The organism is Halarcobacter sp. (assembly GCF_963675975.1).
GTDB lineage: Bacteria > Campylobacterota > Campylobacteria > Campylobacterales > Arcobacteraceae > Halarcobacter.
Map to the genome: position 1 here is coordinate 819,942 of NZ_OY780939.1, position 17,052 is coordinate 836,993.

The 17,052-nt window shown below is 29.1% G+C and carries 16 protein-coding genes and 1 tRNA gene; 10 read left to right on the forward strand and 7 right to left on the reverse strand.

Annotated elements, in window-relative coordinates:
• The first annotated feature begins 53 nt into the window (after window positions 1–53).
• The 3 genes from accB (at window position 54) to ACKU3H_RS04110 (ending at window position 3,545) form a co-directional block, all read left to right on the forward strand.
• Complete coding sequence (accB, locus tag ACKU3H_RS04100; RefSeq protein ID WP_320035709.1) at window positions 54–512, forward strand: acetyl-CoA carboxylase biotin carboxyl carrier protein; 459 nt, start codon at window positions 54–56, stop codon at window positions 510–512.
• Between the two features lie 12 nt (window positions 513–524).
• On the forward strand, window positions 525–1,877 hold the full coding sequence (locus ACKU3H_RS04105; RefSeq protein ID WP_320035710.1) for an acetyl-CoA carboxylase biotin carboxylase subunit: 1,353 nt from the start codon (window positions 525–527) through the stop codon (window positions 1,875–1,877).
• Window positions 1,878–2,087: 210 nt separating this feature from the next.
• Complete coding sequence (locus ACKU3H_RS04110; protein ID WP_320035711.1) at window positions 2,088–3,545, forward strand: DEAD/DEAH box helicase; 1,458 nt, start codon at window positions 2,088–2,090, stop codon at window positions 3,543–3,545.
• A gap of 11 nt (window positions 3,546–3,556) precedes the next feature.
• Here the strand turns inward: ACKU3H_RS04110 and ACKU3H_RS04115 are convergent, their stop codons facing one another.
• Complete coding sequence (locus ACKU3H_RS04115) at window positions 3,557–3,766, reverse strand: hypothetical protein (RefSeq protein WP_320035712.1); 210 nt, start codon at window positions 3,764–3,766, stop codon at window positions 3,557–3,559.
• Between the two features lie 257 nt (window positions 3,767–4,023).
• On the opposite strand from ACKU3H_RS04115, the gene ACKU3H_RS04120 reads away from it, so the two are divergent.
• The 7 genes from ACKU3H_RS04120 (at window position 4,024) to ACKU3H_RS04150 (ending at window position 11,299) form a co-directional block, all read left to right on the forward strand.
• Window positions 4,024–5,607 (forward strand): inorganic phosphate transporter, encoded by a 1,584-nt coding sequence (locus ACKU3H_RS04120; protein WP_320035713.1) that lies wholly within the window; start codon window positions 4,024–4,026, stop codon window positions 5,605–5,607.
• Window positions 5,608–5,628: 21 nt separating this feature from the next.
• Window positions 5,629–6,579 (forward strand): AEC family transporter, encoded by a 951-nt coding sequence (locus tag ACKU3H_RS04125; protein ID WP_320035714.1) that lies wholly within the window; start codon window positions 5,629–5,631, stop codon window positions 6,577–6,579.
• A gap of 1 nt (window position 6,580) precedes the next feature.
• The gene (gene asnB / locus ACKU3H_RS04130; RefSeq protein ID WP_320035715.1) at window positions 6,581–8,359 is read left to right on the forward strand and encodes an asparagine synthase (glutamine-hydrolyzing); all 1,779 of its coding nucleotides are present in this window, start codon (window positions 6,581–6,583) and stop codon (window positions 8,357–8,359) included.
• A 115-nt stretch (window positions 8,360–8,474) separates the two neighbouring features.
• Complete coding sequence (locus ACKU3H_RS04135) at window positions 8,475–8,777, forward strand: hypothetical protein (RefSeq protein WP_320035716.1); 303 nt, start codon at window positions 8,475–8,477, stop codon at window positions 8,775–8,777.
• Window positions 8,778–8,783: 6 nt separating this feature from the next.
• Window positions 8,784–8,858: transfer RNA gene (locus ACKU3H_RS04140), tRNA-Val, on the forward strand.
• Window positions 8,859–9,021: 163 nt separating this feature from the next.
• A complete protein-coding gene (locus ACKU3H_RS04145; RefSeq protein ID WP_320035717.1) occupies window positions 9,022–10,074 on the forward strand; it encodes a TRAP transporter substrate-binding protein DctP in 1,053 nt (350 codons plus the stop codon).
• A 172-nt stretch (window positions 10,075–10,246) separates the two neighbouring features.
• Entirely contained in the window at window positions 10,247–11,299 is a 1,053-nt protein-coding gene (locus ACKU3H_RS04150) for a TRAP transporter substrate-binding protein DctP (protein ID WP_320035718.1), read from the forward strand.
• Window positions 11,300–11,320: 21 nt separating this feature from the next.
• On the opposite strand, the gene ACKU3H_RS04155 is transcribed toward ACKU3H_RS04150, so the two are convergent.
• Genes ACKU3H_RS04155 through hemJ form a run of 6 tightly spaced genes read right to left on the reverse strand, consistent with a single transcriptional unit; the run spans window position 11,321 to window position 17,046 of the window.
• On the reverse strand, window positions 11,321–12,058 hold the full coding sequence (locus tag ACKU3H_RS04155) for a 2Fe-2S iron-sulfur cluster-binding protein (protein ID WP_320035719.1): 738 nt from the start codon (window positions 12,056–12,058) through the stop codon (window positions 11,321–11,323).
• Window positions 12,055–13,662 (reverse strand): FAD-dependent oxidoreductase, encoded by a 1,608-nt coding sequence (locus tag ACKU3H_RS04160; RefSeq protein ID WP_320035720.1) that lies wholly within the window; start codon window positions 13,660–13,662, stop codon window positions 12,055–12,057. The genes ACKU3H_RS04155 and ACKU3H_RS04160 overlap by 4 nt, the downstream gene beginning before the upstream one ends.
• Window positions 13,663–14,091, reverse strand: coding sequence for a hypothetical protein (locus ACKU3H_RS04165; RefSeq protein ID WP_320035721.1), 429 nt, complete (start codon window positions 14,089–14,091; stop codon window positions 13,663–13,665).
• A gap of 29 nt (window positions 14,092–14,120) precedes the next feature.
• Window positions 14,121–15,050: a D-2-hydroxyacid dehydrogenase gene (locus tag ACKU3H_RS04170; RefSeq protein WP_320035722.1), complete on the reverse strand. Its 930-nt coding sequence runs from the start codon at window positions 15,048–15,050 to the stop codon at window positions 14,121–14,123.
• Between the two features lie 59 nt (window positions 15,051–15,109).
• Complete coding sequence (locus ACKU3H_RS04175; protein ID WP_320035723.1) at window positions 15,110–16,528, reverse strand: PhoH family protein; 1,419 nt, start codon at window positions 16,526–16,528, stop codon at window positions 15,110–15,112.
• Window positions 16,528–17,046, reverse strand: coding sequence for a protoporphyrinogen oxidase HemJ (gene hemJ, locus ACKU3H_RS04180; protein ID WP_320035724.1), 519 nt, complete (start codon window positions 17,044–17,046; stop codon window positions 16,528–16,530). Before hemJ ends, ACKU3H_RS04175 begins: the two co-directional genes overlap by 1 nt.
• Window positions 17,047–17,052 lie beyond the last annotated feature (6 nt).

Here is a 17,052-nt window from a genome sequence, read left to right on the forward strand (position 1 = left end):
TTATAACAAAAAATATGGTAATATTCGAACAAATTTACAAAAAGAGGTAAAAGATGGATTTTAAAGAGATAAAAGAATTAATAAGAGTTTTTGATAAAAGTGAATTAAATAAATTAAAAGTTAAAGAGGGTGAATTTGAAGTTGCAATGCAAAAAGGTTTTGAGGGTGGTACTGTTGTAACAACTTCTGCTCCAGTTGCACAAGTAGCTGCTGCACCAGCTGCCACTGCACCTGTAGCTGCTCCAGTTGCAGATGCACCAGCTGCAATTAGTGGAGATACAATTAACTCACCTATGGTTGGAACTTTTTATTCATCACCATCACCAGAAGCTCAAGCATTCGTAAAAGAGGGTGATACAGTTAAAAAAGGTCAAACTTTATGTATCTTAGAAGCTATGAAAATCATGAATGAAGTTGAAGCTGAGTTTGATTGTAAGATAGTAAAAGTATTAATTGAAAATGCATCTCCAGTTGAATATGATATGCCAATGTTCGTTGTAGAAAAATTATAAGAAGAATAAATTATGGCAGAAATTAAAAAAATTCTAATTGCTAATAGGGGTGAGATAGTTCAAAGAGCTATAAGGACTATTAGAGAGATGGGTAAAAAATCTGTTGCTATTTATTCTATTGGTGATAAAAATGCTGCTTATTTAAAACATGCTGATGAAGCTATATGTATTGGTGATGTTAAATCAATCGATTCATACTTGAATATTCCTGCAATTATTACAGCAGCTGAAATCACTGGTTGTGATGCAATTTTCCCAGGATATGGTTTCCTTTCTGAAAATCAAGATTTTGTAGAGATTTGTAGATTACACAATATTAAATTTATTGGACCATCTGTTGAAGTAATGGAAAAAATGGCTGATAAATCTAAAGCAAAAGATGAGATGATTAAAGCAGGTGTGCCTGTTGTACCTGGTTCTGATGGTGCAGTTCATTCTGTAGAAGAGGGTAAAAAAGTTGCTGAAGAGATTGGATATCCAATTATGGCAAAAGCTGCTGCCGGTGGTGGTGGTAGAGGTATGAGACTTATTAAAGACCCTGCAGATTTTGAACAACTATTTATGGCAGCTTCTTCTGAAGCATTGGCTGCATTTGGTGATGGAACTATGTATCTAGAAAGATTTATTTCTAATCCAAGACATATTGAAGTACAAGTTATTGGGGACTCTCATGGAAATGCAATCCATGTTGGTGAAAGAGATTGTTCTTTACAAAGAAGACACCAAAAAGTTATTGAAGAATCACCTGCTATTTTATTAAATGATGAAACAAGAGCTAAACTTCATGGCGTAGCAGTAAAAGCAACTAAATATTTAAAATATGAGGGTGCTGGTACTTTTGAATTTTTGGCAGATGATAAACAAAACATCTACTTTATGGAGATGAACACAAGACTTCAAGTTGAACATCCAGTATCTGAAATGGTATCAGGTTTGGATATTATTGAATGGATGATTAAAGTAGCAGAGGGTGAAAAGTTACCTGCACAAGAAGAGATTCAATTCAATGGACATGCTATTGAAGTTAGAATTACAGCAGAGGATTCAAATACATTTTTACCTTGTCCAGGAAAAGTTGACCAATGGTTTGTTCCAGGTGGAAGAAATGTAAGAGTTGATTCACACGTTTATGCTGGTTATGTTGTACCACCATATTATGATTCAATGATTGGAAAATTGATTGTTTGGGGAAGAGATAGAAATAAAGCTATTAATATTATGAAAAGAGCCTTAAATGAGTTTGAGGTAGAGGGTATTAAAACTACAATACCTTTCCATAAAAAAATGATGGAAAACGAAGATTTCATTTCAAACAATTATGATACAAAATACTTAGAAGACTACAAAGGTCTTGATAGTATCTAAAAAGTAGGGGCTCTCGCCCTTATTTTATGAAAGCTTAAATTTATCTAAAATTGGATATAATCCGCGAAACTATACACAAATATACTGTAAATACTTTGAGTATCGAATTTCAAGGCCTTGTTTTAGCAATTTAAAATCAGTTTTTAATTTTCTACTTTTTAAAACACCAGCTTATTAGTGTATGTTTTATATTTAATATTAAGGAAAATAATGACTTTTAATGATTTCAATTTCAAAGAGAAATTACAAAAGGCGATTTTAGATGCAGGGTTTAAAGAACCAAGTCCTATTCAAAGAGATGCGATTCCAGTTGTTCTATCGGGAAAAGATATAGTTGGACAAGCACATACAGGTACGGGAAAAACCGCAGCATTTGGACTTCCAATCATAAACATGATGGAAGTAAATAGAGATGTTGAAGCAGTAGTTATTGTACCAACAAGAGAACTTGCAATGCAAGTTTCAGATGAACTTTTCAGATTTGGTAAACATTTATCAATCAACACAGCTACAGTATATGGTGGACAATCATACTCAAGACAATTAAAACATATTGAAAATGCAGGAATAGTTGTAGCAACACCAGGTAGATTTTTAGATCTTTTAAGAGATAAAAAGATAGAAATAAATCCATCATTTGTTGTTTTAGATGAAGCTGATGAGATGTTAGATATGGGATTTTTAGATGATATCAAAGAGATATTTACTTATATGCCATCAAATAGACAAACTCTACTTTTTTCTGCAACAATGCCACCTGCAATTAAAGCATTGGCTAAATCAATTTTAGTTGAGCCTGAGTTTATTACAATTACAAAATCAGAGATTACAAACTCTAAAATTACTCAAACATATTATGTTGTAGATGAACATGAAAGAGATGATGCTTTAATTAGATTATATGATTTTAAAAATCCAGAAAAATCAATTATCTTCTGTCGAACTAAAAAAGAGGTTGATAGATTATCTACATTTTTAGTATCACAAGGCTTTTCTGCTAAGGGACTTCATGGAGATATGGAGCAAAGACAAAGAGAAGAAGCTATGAACTCTTTTAAAAAGGGTAAATTAGAGATTTTAATTGCTACAGATGTTGCAGCAAGAGGGCTTGATGTAAATGATGTTTCTCACGTATTTAACTACCATTTACCTTTTGATTCTGAGTCTTATGTACACAGAATTGGTAGAACAGGTAGAGCAGGAAAAGACGGAATGGCTGTTTCTATTGTAACTCCACATGAATTTAAAATGTTACAAAAAATTCAAAAAGATACAGGTGGAAAATTAGAAGCAAAAGTTATCCCTAACATCAATTCAGTAAAAGAGAAAAAAACTGATTCATTGAGAAGTAAAATTATAGATCAAAAAATTTATGATTCTGGTATTAATATCGTTGAATCATTAAAAGAGGATTATGATTTAACTACTATAGCTCATAAATTAGCTTCTATTTTAACTAATGACACATATGTTAAAGGAAATAATTACATCGGTAAATCACAAAATGATATTGAAAGACTTATTGAAAGACTTAAAAATGACAAGGGTGATAGAGGTAATAGAAATAGAAGAGGGGGTTATTCTAACTCTAGGGGTAGAAATAACAATAGAAGAAGAAATTCATCTTCTGATAGTAGAAGAACATCTTCAAGAAGTAGAAGAGGGTAATCCCTCTTTTACTATTTGTAGTAATTTTTTAAAGCTTTTTTAGCTCTTTTATACGCTGCTTTAGTATCTCTACCAAAACCTCTAAAAGCACCATCCTTATTGAAAAACTCAATAATATTTAGATTTCCTTTTTTCATAGCTATTACTCTGAAAATATCGAACTCTTTTTTTACTTTAGAGATTTTTGGAGAACTTTCGTCAGTAAGTATTGTAATACTCATTTTTAACTCCTTTTTTATTTATAAACTCTATATTTTATGACTATTGTATAGAAAAAAGTTTTTTTTGTCAAGAATTTTATTAATATTATATAAAAATTTTAGAAATTTGGATATTTTTTTGGAATATTTTATAGAGATTACTGATAATTTAAATATTTTAGTCATAAATATTTTAAGTTTACTTAAAGTCTAAGTAAATAAAAAACCAATATAATCCTAAAATATTTTCGTTACACAATGGTTACAAAAGGAAAAACTTGGATATTCAAACTTTAGACACAATAGATAGGGCTACGGAAAAAACCTTACCCTCATTTGCTAAATTTTCATTGGCACTACTTTTTGTTGTAATAGTTTTTATTTGGAGTTATGCATCACATGGAGCAATGCATAACAATATGTTTTTAGTTATTGGAGCAGTATTTGGTGCTTATATGGCTATGAATATAGGTGCAAATGATGTTGCTAACAATGTGGGACCAGCAGTTGGTTCTAAAGCTATGACTTTAATGTGGGCAATTATCATAGCCGCAATTTTTGAAGCTGCTGGAGCTTTTATTGCTGGTGGTGATGTTGTTAAGACTATTAAAAAAGGGATTATTGATCCTGCATTAATTTCTAATCCTGAAGTATTTATTTGGGCTATGACTGCTGCACTTTTATCTGCTGCCTTATGGTTAAATTTTGCTACTTCTATTGGAGCACCTGTATCAACGACTCACTCAATTGTTGGTGGGGTAATGGGAGCTGGTATTGCTGCTGCTGGATTTTCAATTGTTTCATGGGGAACAATGGGTAAAATTGCTGCATCTTGGGTTATTTCACCTTTATTAGGTGGTATCATTGCAGCAGGTTTTCTTTTCTTTATCAAAAAGAAAATTATGTTTAAAAAAGATTTAATCACTTCTGCACAAAAATTTGTTCCTATCTTAGTATCTGTTATGAGTTGGGCTTTTTCAACTTATATTATTTTAAAAGGTATAAAGCATATAATTAAACTAGATTTCTTTACAGCTGCTATTTTAGGTTTAATTTTTGCAGTTATCGTATATATTTTAGTTAAACCAATTATCTATAAAGCTTCTCAAAAAATAAAAAATGATAGAGAAGGTGTTAATACACTATTTACTATCCCTTTAATTTTTTCAGCAGCCCTATTATCTTTTGCACATGGTGCAAATGATGTTGCAAATGCAATTGGACCTTTAGCTGCTATTAATGATGCAGTAACAAGTCATGCTATTTCATCTAAAGTTGGTATTCCTTTTTGGGTTATGGCTGTTGGTGCTATTGGTTTAGCTATTGGTTTGGCTTTATATGGACCTAAACTTATTAAAACAGTTGGTTCTGAGATTACTGAACTTGACCAAGTAAGAGCTTTCTCTATTGCTATGGCTGCTGCTATTACTGTAATTTTTGCAAGTCAATTAGGACTTCCTGTTTCTTCTACTCATATTGCTGTAGGTGGAGTATTTGGTGTTGGTTTCCTAAGAGAGTGGCTTGATTCTAGTGAAGCAAAATTTCTTAGTGATACAAGAAAAAAGTTTAAAAGACATAAAAAAACTTTAGATTCTTATGAAGATGAACTAACTAAATTAGAAAAACTAGAGAAAAAAAGTAAAGCTGATTATGTAAGAATTGCTGAATTATATAAAGCAATTGATGCAAAAATCGACCAAGTAAAAGAAGATAAAAGAGAATTTAAAACAGCAAAAAGAGTTAAATATGTAAAAAGAGATGCTGTTAAAAAAATCATTGCTGCATGGATAATCACTGTTCCTGCTGCTGCTTTCCTTTCTGCTTGTGTGTTCTTTATGATTAAAGGGTTTATGGTTTCTTAAAAGCTAAATTACTACTTTTATTTGATAAAATACTCCTTTTTAAAGGAATATTTTATCGAAGCATTATTATCTGTCGCAACAATCTATCTTTTTATTATAATCGGATTTATTTATAAAAAAGTATTTCAAAGCCAAGTAAATGAAAGAAGTTTTGTTTTACTTAATCTATATTTTCTTCAACCAATACTTATATTTTGGGGATTAACAAGAGCTAAAATAAACGAGAACTTTTTAATATCTCCACTTATTTATTTTGTAGCTATATTTATAACTTTAGCTATAGCCTTTATCTATGCAAAAAAAATATTTAAACAAGAGCCCCAAGATAAATCTGTATTTTTGGCATCTTCTTTAGTGGGAAATACTGGAAATTTAGGTATTCCTTTAGGTATAGCTTTATTTGGAGAAGCTAGTGTTCCTTATACCTCTATTTTAAATATTGCAAATGTTTTTTTTATCTATATTTTTTCCGTCTACTTTTTTGCAGGAGATAAATTTAAATTTGTTAATGCTCTTAAAGAGATTATAAAAATACCAGCAATTCATGTAACCGTTATAGCAATAGCCTACAACTATTTTGGGTTTTCATTAAATGGGGATTTTGACAAATTATTTACTATGGGAGCATATGCAGCTATAGTTATGCAGTTGGTTGTATTTGGGATATTTATGTCACAAGTTAAAATAAAAACTGCAAATTGGAGCTTATCTATAAATGTAGTATTATTTAAGCATATAATATTGCCTATAGTAGGACTTTTCGTAATCTTATTTTTTAATATAGACCCATTTATTGGCTCAATAATTTTCTTAGAATTGATTGTTCCTTTAGCTGTAAATAATGTAAACTTAGCCTCTTTATATAACTGTAAACCTGTCGATACAACTTTTGCTATTTTGGTTAGTAGTATTGCTTTTATTATTTTAGTTTATTTTTATATTTTGATTATTCATAATTTTTTTGGAATTTAGTATGTGTGGTATCTTAGGTACAAATTTTTATTCTAGCAATTTTAAACAAGCATTAGAAAACTTAAATAATAGAGGCCCTGATTTTAATTCCCATTTAGAAGTAGGGGATGCTATCTTTGGTCATACTAGGTTATCAATTATTGATTTAGATAAAGAAGCAAATCAGCCAATGGTTTTTGATGATGTTTTAATAGTTTTCAATGGAGAAATATATAATTACAAAGAATTGATAAAAGAAGAAAATCTACTTTGTAAAACCTCTTCAGATACAGAAGTTATAATAAGACTATATCAAAAATATAAAGAGGATTTTTTAAATAAATTAAATGGTATGTTTTCTTTTTGTATATATGATATGAAAAAGAAGACTTTCTTTTGTGCTAGGGATAGATACGGTAAGAAACCTTTTTTTTACTATTTTAAAGATAATAAATTTATCTTTTCTAGCTCAATTAATTCTATTATAAAAATACTAGGAACAACTCCAAATATAAATAAAGTAGCATTATCTCAATATATGCAATATTTTGTGCCTTTAGAGGAAAATACTTTTTATAAAGATATAACTGCTTTAGATGCTTCCTATTATATGATTTTTGATGGAAAAACAATTACAAAAAAACGTTTTTATAAAATAAATACATATAAGAGAATAAAAGATGAAAATGAAGCTTTAACAGGTATTGAAGATTTACTTTTTAAAAGTGTTGAATCAAGACTTGTTTCTGATGTGGAGGTTGGGTCATTACTTAGTGGAGGTATTGATAGTTCGTTGATATCTGCTTTATATTCTAAAATCACAAATAAAAGAATTAATACCTTTTCTATTGGTTATAAAGAGTATAAAAACTATTGTGAATTGGATTATGCAAAGATTACCTCAAAACACATTAACTCTATACACACTCCTGTTGAAATAGGGAAAGATGATTTTATAAATAATCTTGAAGATACTATTGAAGCTTTAGAACAGCCCCATGGAGATAGTGCGGCAATCCCTTTGAATATACTTACTAAAAAAATACATAATATGGGTATAAAAACTGTTTTAAGTGGTGAGGGAAGTGATGAGCTGTTTTTAGGTTATGACAATTATGCAAAGTTTTTAAAGTATTATGAGTTTGAAAAAACTTTGAGTAAAGAGCAAAATGTTTTTTTAGATTCAATAATCGGCGCTTTGCAAAATAATACTAAAGAGAGTGAATATTTAAGAAGAATAATCAAAAAACAAAATCTATATAACTCTTTTGGTGAGATTTTTACAGATATTCAAAAGAAAAAACTCTTTAAAAAAGTTCCAACATTTAAATCAGATTCTCCTAAAAAGGATCCAGTTGACTGGATGAGCTATATTGATCTTAAAATATGGCTAGGAGAGGCTTTATTAAGTAAAGTTGATAGAATATCTATGAGGAACTCTTTAGAGGTTAGAACGCCGTTTTTAGACTATAGATTAGTTAACTTTATGTTTAGTGTAGATTCAAACATAAAAGTAGGGGACACAAACAAATATTTACTAAAAAAAATTGCTTCAAAATATATCCCTTCTGAGATAATAAATAGAACAAAAAAGGGATTTAACTCCCCTTTTAATGAATGGATTCATGAAGAGTATAAAGATTCTATTTTAGACTTGATTTTAAAAGTAAATAAAAATACTAATTTTTTTAATGATGAGTATTTAAAACAAATATATGATTTGTCTAAAAAAAGGAAATTTAAACAACATCTGTGGTCACTGTTTGTTTTTTCTAAATGGTATGATAAAATTTATTTATAAATATTTTTTATTTGTAATATTTTAATAAGCTGTAAAAATATATAATAATTTTTCATTTTAAAGATTATCAAAGTCAAAATTGATAATATTTTTAAAAGTGAAATGAAGGAATAAAATGAACTTAATAATCCCTGTTGATTGTAATAGTAGACATGAAGCACTTTTAACAACTTTAGATGCATCAAAGTATTGGGCATTTATTGAGCTTGATGATGGACAAATCTCTAATTGTAAATTTTATAAAGATAGAAATGACATCGAAGCATGGGTTGAAACAGTTGTTGTTATAAATGAACAAGAATATGTGTGGCAATTTATTGAAGAAAATATTGCTGTATTAGTTGCTCCTACTCAAAGAAGTATCGACGAAATCGTTGAAGCTTTCCTTTTTAAAGAATTACACGACTTAAACGTATAATCTTTTGGTCGTATAACTCAGTGGTAGAGTGGCACCTTGACATGGTGTTGGTCACTGGTTCAAATCCAGTTACGACCACCATCGCATTTACTTTAAATTTTTCTTTTCTTACTTTTCTTTTTATAACTTAAAATTATATTTACTAAAAATTATTTTAAAAATAATTATGATAAAATCTTTCAATCTTGATAAAACGATTCTTCTTACTCTTTTTTATCAAAAAATAACATCCTAAAGGACAGTGATGAGATTATTTCTCAAAGTTATATTACTTATTTCACTCTTATTTACTTTCTCTAATGCAAAAAAAGTTTACAGATTAAAAATGGCAACTACTTGGGGACCTACTTTATCTCCACTTTTTGATGCTGCACAAAATATGGCTAAACTTGCGGAAGAGTTATCAAATGGAGAAATTCAGATTAGAGTTGATGCTTCTACTAAGCATAAATCACCATTTGGTGTATTAGATATGGTAAAAGGTGGACAGTATGATTTAGGTCATTCTGCTTCTTATTATTGGAAAGGTAAAGATATTGCTACATTGCCTTTTACTTCTATGCCTTTTGGCTTAACTGCACCTGAGCAATATGCTTGGTTTTATGAAGGTGGTGGTTTAGAGCTTATGCAAAAAGTTTATGCTAATCATGGGGTTTTATCATTTCCTGGGGGAAGTACTGGTGTACAAATGGGTGGCTGGTTTAGAAAAGAGATTAAATCTTTAGAGGATTTAAAGGGTTTAAAAATGCGAATTCCTGGATTTGCTGGAGAAATTATGTCTAAATTAGGTGTTCAAGTTATAAATATTGCCCCGGGAGAACTTTATACTTCTTTAGAAAGAAATAATATTGATGCTTTAGAGTGGGTAGGCCCATCTATGGATATAAATATGGGATTTCAAAAAATTGCTAAATATTATTATACAGGTTGGCACGAACCTGCATCAGAGATGCATTTTATAGTAAATAAAAGAATTTTTGATAAGTTACCAGAACATTTGCAAAAAGTATTAACTGTATCGATGAGATTAGCAGCTTATGATATGTATATTCAAAATTATGATATGAATGCTACGGCTTGGAGTAAAATGAAAAAAGATTATCCAGATATACAGGTTAAAACTTTTCCAAAACCTGTTATGGATGCTATGAAAAAGGCTAATCAAGAACTTAGAGATGAGATGTCTTCTAGGTCGCAATTGCTAAAAGAGGTTTTAGATTCCCAAGATGCTTATATGAAAAAAGTAAGAGAATGGTCTAAAATGTCTGATTTTCTTTATTTAAAAGATAATATCTAAGTTTCTCTTTTTGAGATTCTTAGATAAATATTTATATTTTCTTTCTTACGTCTTTGATTAACTTCTGTTAAAAAATATCTTAAAAAAAATTATGATAAAATTATTTCCTCTTTGATTGAGATGTATTTCTTACACATTTTTTTTCAAACTACTTAATATTTAAAGGATAGTTATGAGTCAACTATTAAAAATTGTATTACTTTTTTCTTTACTTTTTAGTTTCTCTTATGCAAAAAAAGTTTATAGATTAAAGATGGCTGCTTCTTGGGGGCCTACACTTTCTCCTTTAATTGATACTACAAAACATATGGCTGAATTAGCCGAAGAGTTATCAAATGGAGAATTAAAAATTAGAGTTGATGCTGCAAATAAGCATAAGGCACCTTTTGCAGTATCTGATATGGTTAAATCTGGACAATATGATTTAGGACATACAGCTTCTTATTATTGGAAAGGTTCTGATGCTGCTGTTATGCCTTTTACTTCTTTGCCATTTAGTTTTACTGCACCTGAACTGTACAGTTGGTTTTACCATGGTGGTGGATTAGAACTTATGCAAAAAGTTTACAAAAAACACCATATGCTTTCATTTCCTGGTGGTAACACTGGTATGCAAATGGGTGGATGGTTTAGAAAAGAGATTAAATCACTTGATGACTTAAAGGGTCTAAAGATGAGAATCCCTGGTTTTGCTGGAGAGATTTTAGCTAAACTTGGTGTACTTGTTGTAAATATTCCTGGTGGTGAACTTTATACTTCTTTAGAGAGAAATACTATTGATGCTTTAGAGTGGGTAGGGCCATCAATGGATATAAAAATGGGATTTCATAGGGTTGCACCATATTATTATACTGCTTGGCATGAACCAGCTTCAGAGATTCAATTTCTTGTAAATGAAAGAACATTTAATAAACTTCCAAAACATTTACAAAAAGTTCTTGTTACTTCTTTTAGATTAGCTGCATATGATATGTATATTCAAAATTATGATATGAATGCAAGTGCTTGGCAAGAGATGACAAAAGAGTATCCAAATATTCAAGTTAAAACTTTTCCACAAGATGTTATGAATGCCTTAAAAAAAGTTAATCAAGAGCTTAGAGATGAGATGGCGGCAAAAAATTCTGAATTAAAAGAGATTTTTGAAAGTCAAGATGCTTATATGAAAAAAGTTAGACCTTGGACCCAAATGTCTGATTATCTTTATTTAAAAGATAATATCTAAGAATTCTCCTTTTGGAGATTCTTAGAATCCGTTAGGATTAAACCCTCCAAAATTATCAAAACCTGCATCAAAACCACTATTAAATGCACTTATTGATTTATCTTCATATCCATTTTGCACAGATTTCATTCTAAGATTCATAATATCTGTTTTTGGATCAATAAATTGTGGGCATACCATTGTGCAGTTACCACATAGGGTACAATCCCATATTCCATTATTTTGTATTTTTTCAAGAGTAGGGCTAGGATTTGCTTCTTTTTTGTCTTCTACATACCTTAAAGCTCTTGTAAGAGCATAAGGTCCTAAGAAATTTTCATTTACTTCAAATACAGGGCATGAGCTAAAACAGCTTTGACATAAAATACAATTACTTTGTCTATCAATTAGTTTTTCATCTTTTGCTGTAATCTCTAATGTACTTAATTGATTTAAAAAAGAGTTACTGTTTTTTAATACTTTCTCTTCATAATCTAGATTTACAATTAAATCTTTTATAACTTGCGTATTTTTTATTGGTTCGATAATATCATTTTCATTTAGGTGGGTTTTACAGGCTAATTTTTCAATTCCATTTACTCTTATGGCACAACTACCACAAACCCCTGTTTTACAACCACATCTAAAGGCTAAAGAGTTATCATGTTTTGTTTTTACTTCTATTAATGAGTTTAAAATTGTTTCTTCATGTTTTACATCATATTCTTCTATGTAGTTTTCTTCATTTGATGTTTTTTTTCTTTGAATTTTTATTTTCATTTTAAATCCTCAAAACAGAATTTTAAATTGTTGTTTTCTAATTTAGATATTGATATTTTTTCATAAGTGTTATTTTCTTCATCAAAATCTATTCTATAGTGAGCACCTCTACTTTCTTTCCTTTCGTAGGCACTTTTTGCAATGGTTTTACTAAGAAGATACATATTTTCATACTCTAAATAATCAATTAGATTTCGATTATAAACTTTACTTTTATCTTCAATACCTATTGTAGGGATTTGATTCTCTAATTCTTCAAGATAGTCTAAAACTTTTTTTACTCTTTTTTCTTCTCTAAAAAGTCCTAAATTATTAAAAAGTAGTTTTCCTAACTCTTTTTTTGTTTTATATAAATCTTTTTTATTTTCTCTACTTAATATATCTTCTAATCTTTGTATTTCATTTTCACAATGTTTATTGTCTGATTGATACTTGTATTCAATCTCTTTTGCATTTTTTGCTGCAATTTTACCTGATAATCTTCCCAAAGTAACTATCTCTAATAAAGAGTTACCTCCTAATCTATTTGCTCCATGTATTCCACTTTGGGCACATTCTCCACAAGCATATAGATTTTCTATTGAAGTTTGGGTTTTATCATTAGTTAGAATTCCACCCATTGTATAGTGGGCTGATGGATTTATTGGTATTAATTCCTCTTCCATTTTCAATTTCATAAAATCTAATATAAGCCTTCTTTCTTGAGGCATAACTTCTTCTATTTTTTCTTTCCCTAAATGTCTTAGATCTAAATAAACTTTTTCATGTTTGTGGGTTCTTTCAAATATTGCTCTTGCAACTTCATCTCTTGGCTTTAACTCATCAATAAATCTATTTCCATCTTTATCTACTAAATATCCACCTTCACCCCTTGCACTTTCACTGACTAAGATATTTTTACTTTCAAGGGAAGTAGGGTGAAATTGTACAAATTCCATATTTGACAATAATGCTCCTGCTTTGAAGGCCGTTGCAATACCATCTCCTGTAGAAGCAAATGAATTTGTCGTTGATTGGTGATATATTCCTGCATATCCACCAGTAGCTAAGATTATGGTTTTAGCTTCTATTTCTACAACTTCACCTTTTACCATATCTAAAAACAAAGCTGTTTTTACACAGTTTTCATCAACAATTAGTTTTAGTAAAAAATACTCGTTTAAAAATTTTATTTCTTCTTTTACGCATTGGTCATATAAAGTATGTAAAATTTTTAATCCAGTGTAATCAGAGCTATAGCAAGTTCTTTTTGCTTTTGTTCCTCCAAATTTTCTTTGGGCTATATTGTTTTTAATATCTTTACTAAAAGGAACACCAATTGAGGCTAACCAATCGATTGTATTTTTTGACTCACTGCATAAGTACTCTATGTGGCTTTTATTTGCTAATTTATGTGAAGCTTTGTAGGTATCATTTATATAATTATCTACTGAATCATTTTCTGTAGTTTCAAGTACAGCATTTATTCCACCTTGTGCTTGACAGGTTTGTGAATGAGTAGGGTAAGTTTTAGATACTACTAAAACATTTGAATTATTTTTTTTTGCTTCTAAAGCAGCACTTAATCCTGCTCCACCTGAGCCAATTATTAATACATCAATCATTTATTCCCAAAACTCCTTTAAAGGTTCTTTTTCATCTTTTTCTTTTTTATCTTCAATATTTTCATTAGAAAACTCTTCAATCTCTAAATTTTCAATCTCTTTTAGTGCACTTGCTAAATCTTCATCATCAATCTCTTTTGATATTGGTTCTGATTCAATAATTTTAATATTATCTTCATATTCATATACTTTTTCTATTTTATTAGTTTTTACATTTTTGTTTTGAATTGATTTTTTTAAGTTTATATATTCATTCATCAATTCTTCATATTTTGAAAACTCTAATAACATAAAACTTGGTTTCCCATCCCTTAAGATAATTGCCTTGTCAATCTCATCTTTAGATAACTTGTCAAAGATCATTTTATTTTTTCTAATTAGCTCAGTTGACGAAAACATCTCTTTAGATGTATACTGTAAAGGATTCATTTTAACTCCAGTTTGTATTTTTATACGTATTATACTATGTATTCTTTTACATTGTCAAATACTAACTCTACTAATTTATTTCTAGATTCAACTGAACCCCATCCAATATGAGGTGTAACTATAATTCTATCTTTATTTTTAACTTTATTTAGTGGATTACTCTTTTCAATAGGTTCTTTCTCTAATACATCAATCCCACAATAAAGGCTTTTATTACTATTAATTTTGTTTGCAAGGTCAGCTTCATTTATAATTCCACCTCTACCAACATTTATTAATATTGCATCTTCTTTCATCATATCTAGATATGTTTTATTTATCATATTATATGTCGTATCATTTAATGGTGAGTGTATAGATATAATATCTGATTCTTTCATTAATTCTTCCAAATTCATTTGATTATATTTTGTATTATTATTCTTTCCTGAAGTTGAATAATAGTCAACATCACAATCAAAACTTTCTGCTATTTGTGCAACTTTTGTTCCAATGGTTCCTAAACCTATTATTCCCCACTTTTTGTTTTTTAATTCGTAAAATGGTACATCTATATATGTGAAAATATCAGAGTTCTCCCATTCTTTATTTTCTACATATTTTATATATGAATTTAATTTTTGCATAAAGTGTAAAACTAAAGATATTGTTACTTGCGCAACACTTGCTGTTGAATATCCTGCAACATTTTTAACTTGTATCCCTTTATCCTTAGCGTATTCTAGGTCTACATTGTTTGTTCCTGTTGCAGATATACAAATTAGTTTAATATTTGAATTTTCCATTATTTCTTTGTCAATCACAACTTTGTTTGTAATTACGATATCTGCATCTTTAACTCTAGTTAGTGTTTGAGTTGGTAGTGTAGTTTCATAAATTTGGACTTGACCAAGTGTATTAAACTTATCAAGATTTATATCTTGGCCTAAAGTTTTTCTGTCTAAAAATACTATTTTCATTTTGCATACCTTTACATATTTTAATACGTAAAGGTAGCAGAACTCTTATAAATTCTTAATTATTTGTTTTTACTTGAGAAGATTTGTTCAGCCCATTCAGTTATTGGACCTCTAAGAACTTTTTGTAGCTTGATTGCAAAGATATTTACCAATTCACTACTTTTTTTAGTTGATTTTAGTAAAGTTGTTAAGGAGTTGGTGTGTTTATTTACATAGAAGTTATCTATTTGCTTATTACTTCCTAATACTACAACTTTACAGGTACTATCTATCCTAGAAAGTACCATTTGCATAGTTTTATTTGACATATTTTGAGCTTCATCTATTATAACAAATGAGTTTGACAAGGTTCTCCCTCTCATTTCACCTACCCACATTGTTTCTATTCCATAGTTTTGAATCATTTGTTCTACTCTTTGGTTTACCTCTTGGTCATCAAGTTCTGGAATGTTTTCTATATTTTTTTTATTTGCTCTTTTTTTCTTGTATTCGCTTCTAATAATATAATCCAAACTATCCATTAAAGGATGATTATAAATTTTGAATTTCTCTTCTAAACCTGGTAGATAACCTACATCTTCGCCTTTATCTAATGATTCTACAGAGTTTCTAATATAAATTATTTTTTGATAATGTTTTTGTCTAACTAGCTTTAATGCTCCACTTAATGCTAATAAAGTTTTTCCTGAACCAGCCTTTGCTTCTACAATCAGAACATTGAAGAAGTGCGATAAAATAGCATTTGAGAAAAATAGTTGTTCTTTATTTAGAGGTGTTATAACTTGATCTCTAACTTCGGCTTCATTTAATAAGATAATTCTTTTGTTTTTTACTGCTGCTAATATAATCTGATCTGAACTTTTAACTTTGAAACAATATGAAAAATTATAAGGCGTATACTCTTCATCAAAATCTGTAATAAGTGAATCTTCTAAAAACTCTGTATCTTCAAAAGCTACTTCAACAGTTTTGATAAATTCATAATTAAATTCATCTTTATTTGAACCTATAAGTGAATCTGTTTTTATATCTAAACTTACAGCTCTTGTTCTAGCCATGATATCTAGTGAAAGAAATGTAGTTTCACTATTTTTGTAGTATTCATCACAAAATGAAGCTATTTCTAGTATTTTCCTATCATTTATTATGTTTGGTGCTACATTTTTTATATTTATGGTGTACTCTTCTTTTGAGATTACGTCAATAATAGCACCTTTTGTTCCATAAACTTCAAGTCTAATAATTTTATATGAACCAACTTTTTCTGAGACTAATATTTCAGAGTTTTCTAGTATTCTCGCAAATTCTCTTGCTTGGAAATTGATTTCATCAAATCCACCTTTTTTTGTATCTATCTCATCTAATACTGTTTCAGGTAATACTATTAAATTTTTATTGTCATCACTTATTTTAAATATATTTGAGGCATCTTCTAATAATATATTTGTATCTAATACATATACTTTTTCAAAATTCATTATTTTGTTTTCTCTTTTTGTTTAAATACTTTGTAGATTACAAATGCTGATAGGGCGATTGTTATAAGTGTAAAAGCTAATGAAAATGTTTTTGTAATCACATATCCAACAATAAGTATTGATAAGAATGTTGGTACTTCATTGTAAGCTCTAAAAAATTTTCCACTTTTTGTATAGTTTTCTTTTTCTAACTGCTTTCTAAAATACTCTAAAGAGAATGAATATGCAACTAACAATACTACAAAAAATATTTTAGCATGCATCCAACCATCACCTTTAAGCAAATCAGGTCTTAAATACAGCATTAATATACCACTTACAATTGTTGCCCACATTGCTGGAAGCCCTATATATTTGTACATTTTGTATTCTTGTATTTTTACTACTTCAACAAACTCTTTTTTATCTTTATGTTCAGTATGATAAACATATAGTCTTGGTTGATAAAATAACATTGCCATCCATGACATCACTGCCATTACGTGAAAAACAACAATCCATAAATAATAATCTAGCATTTTACT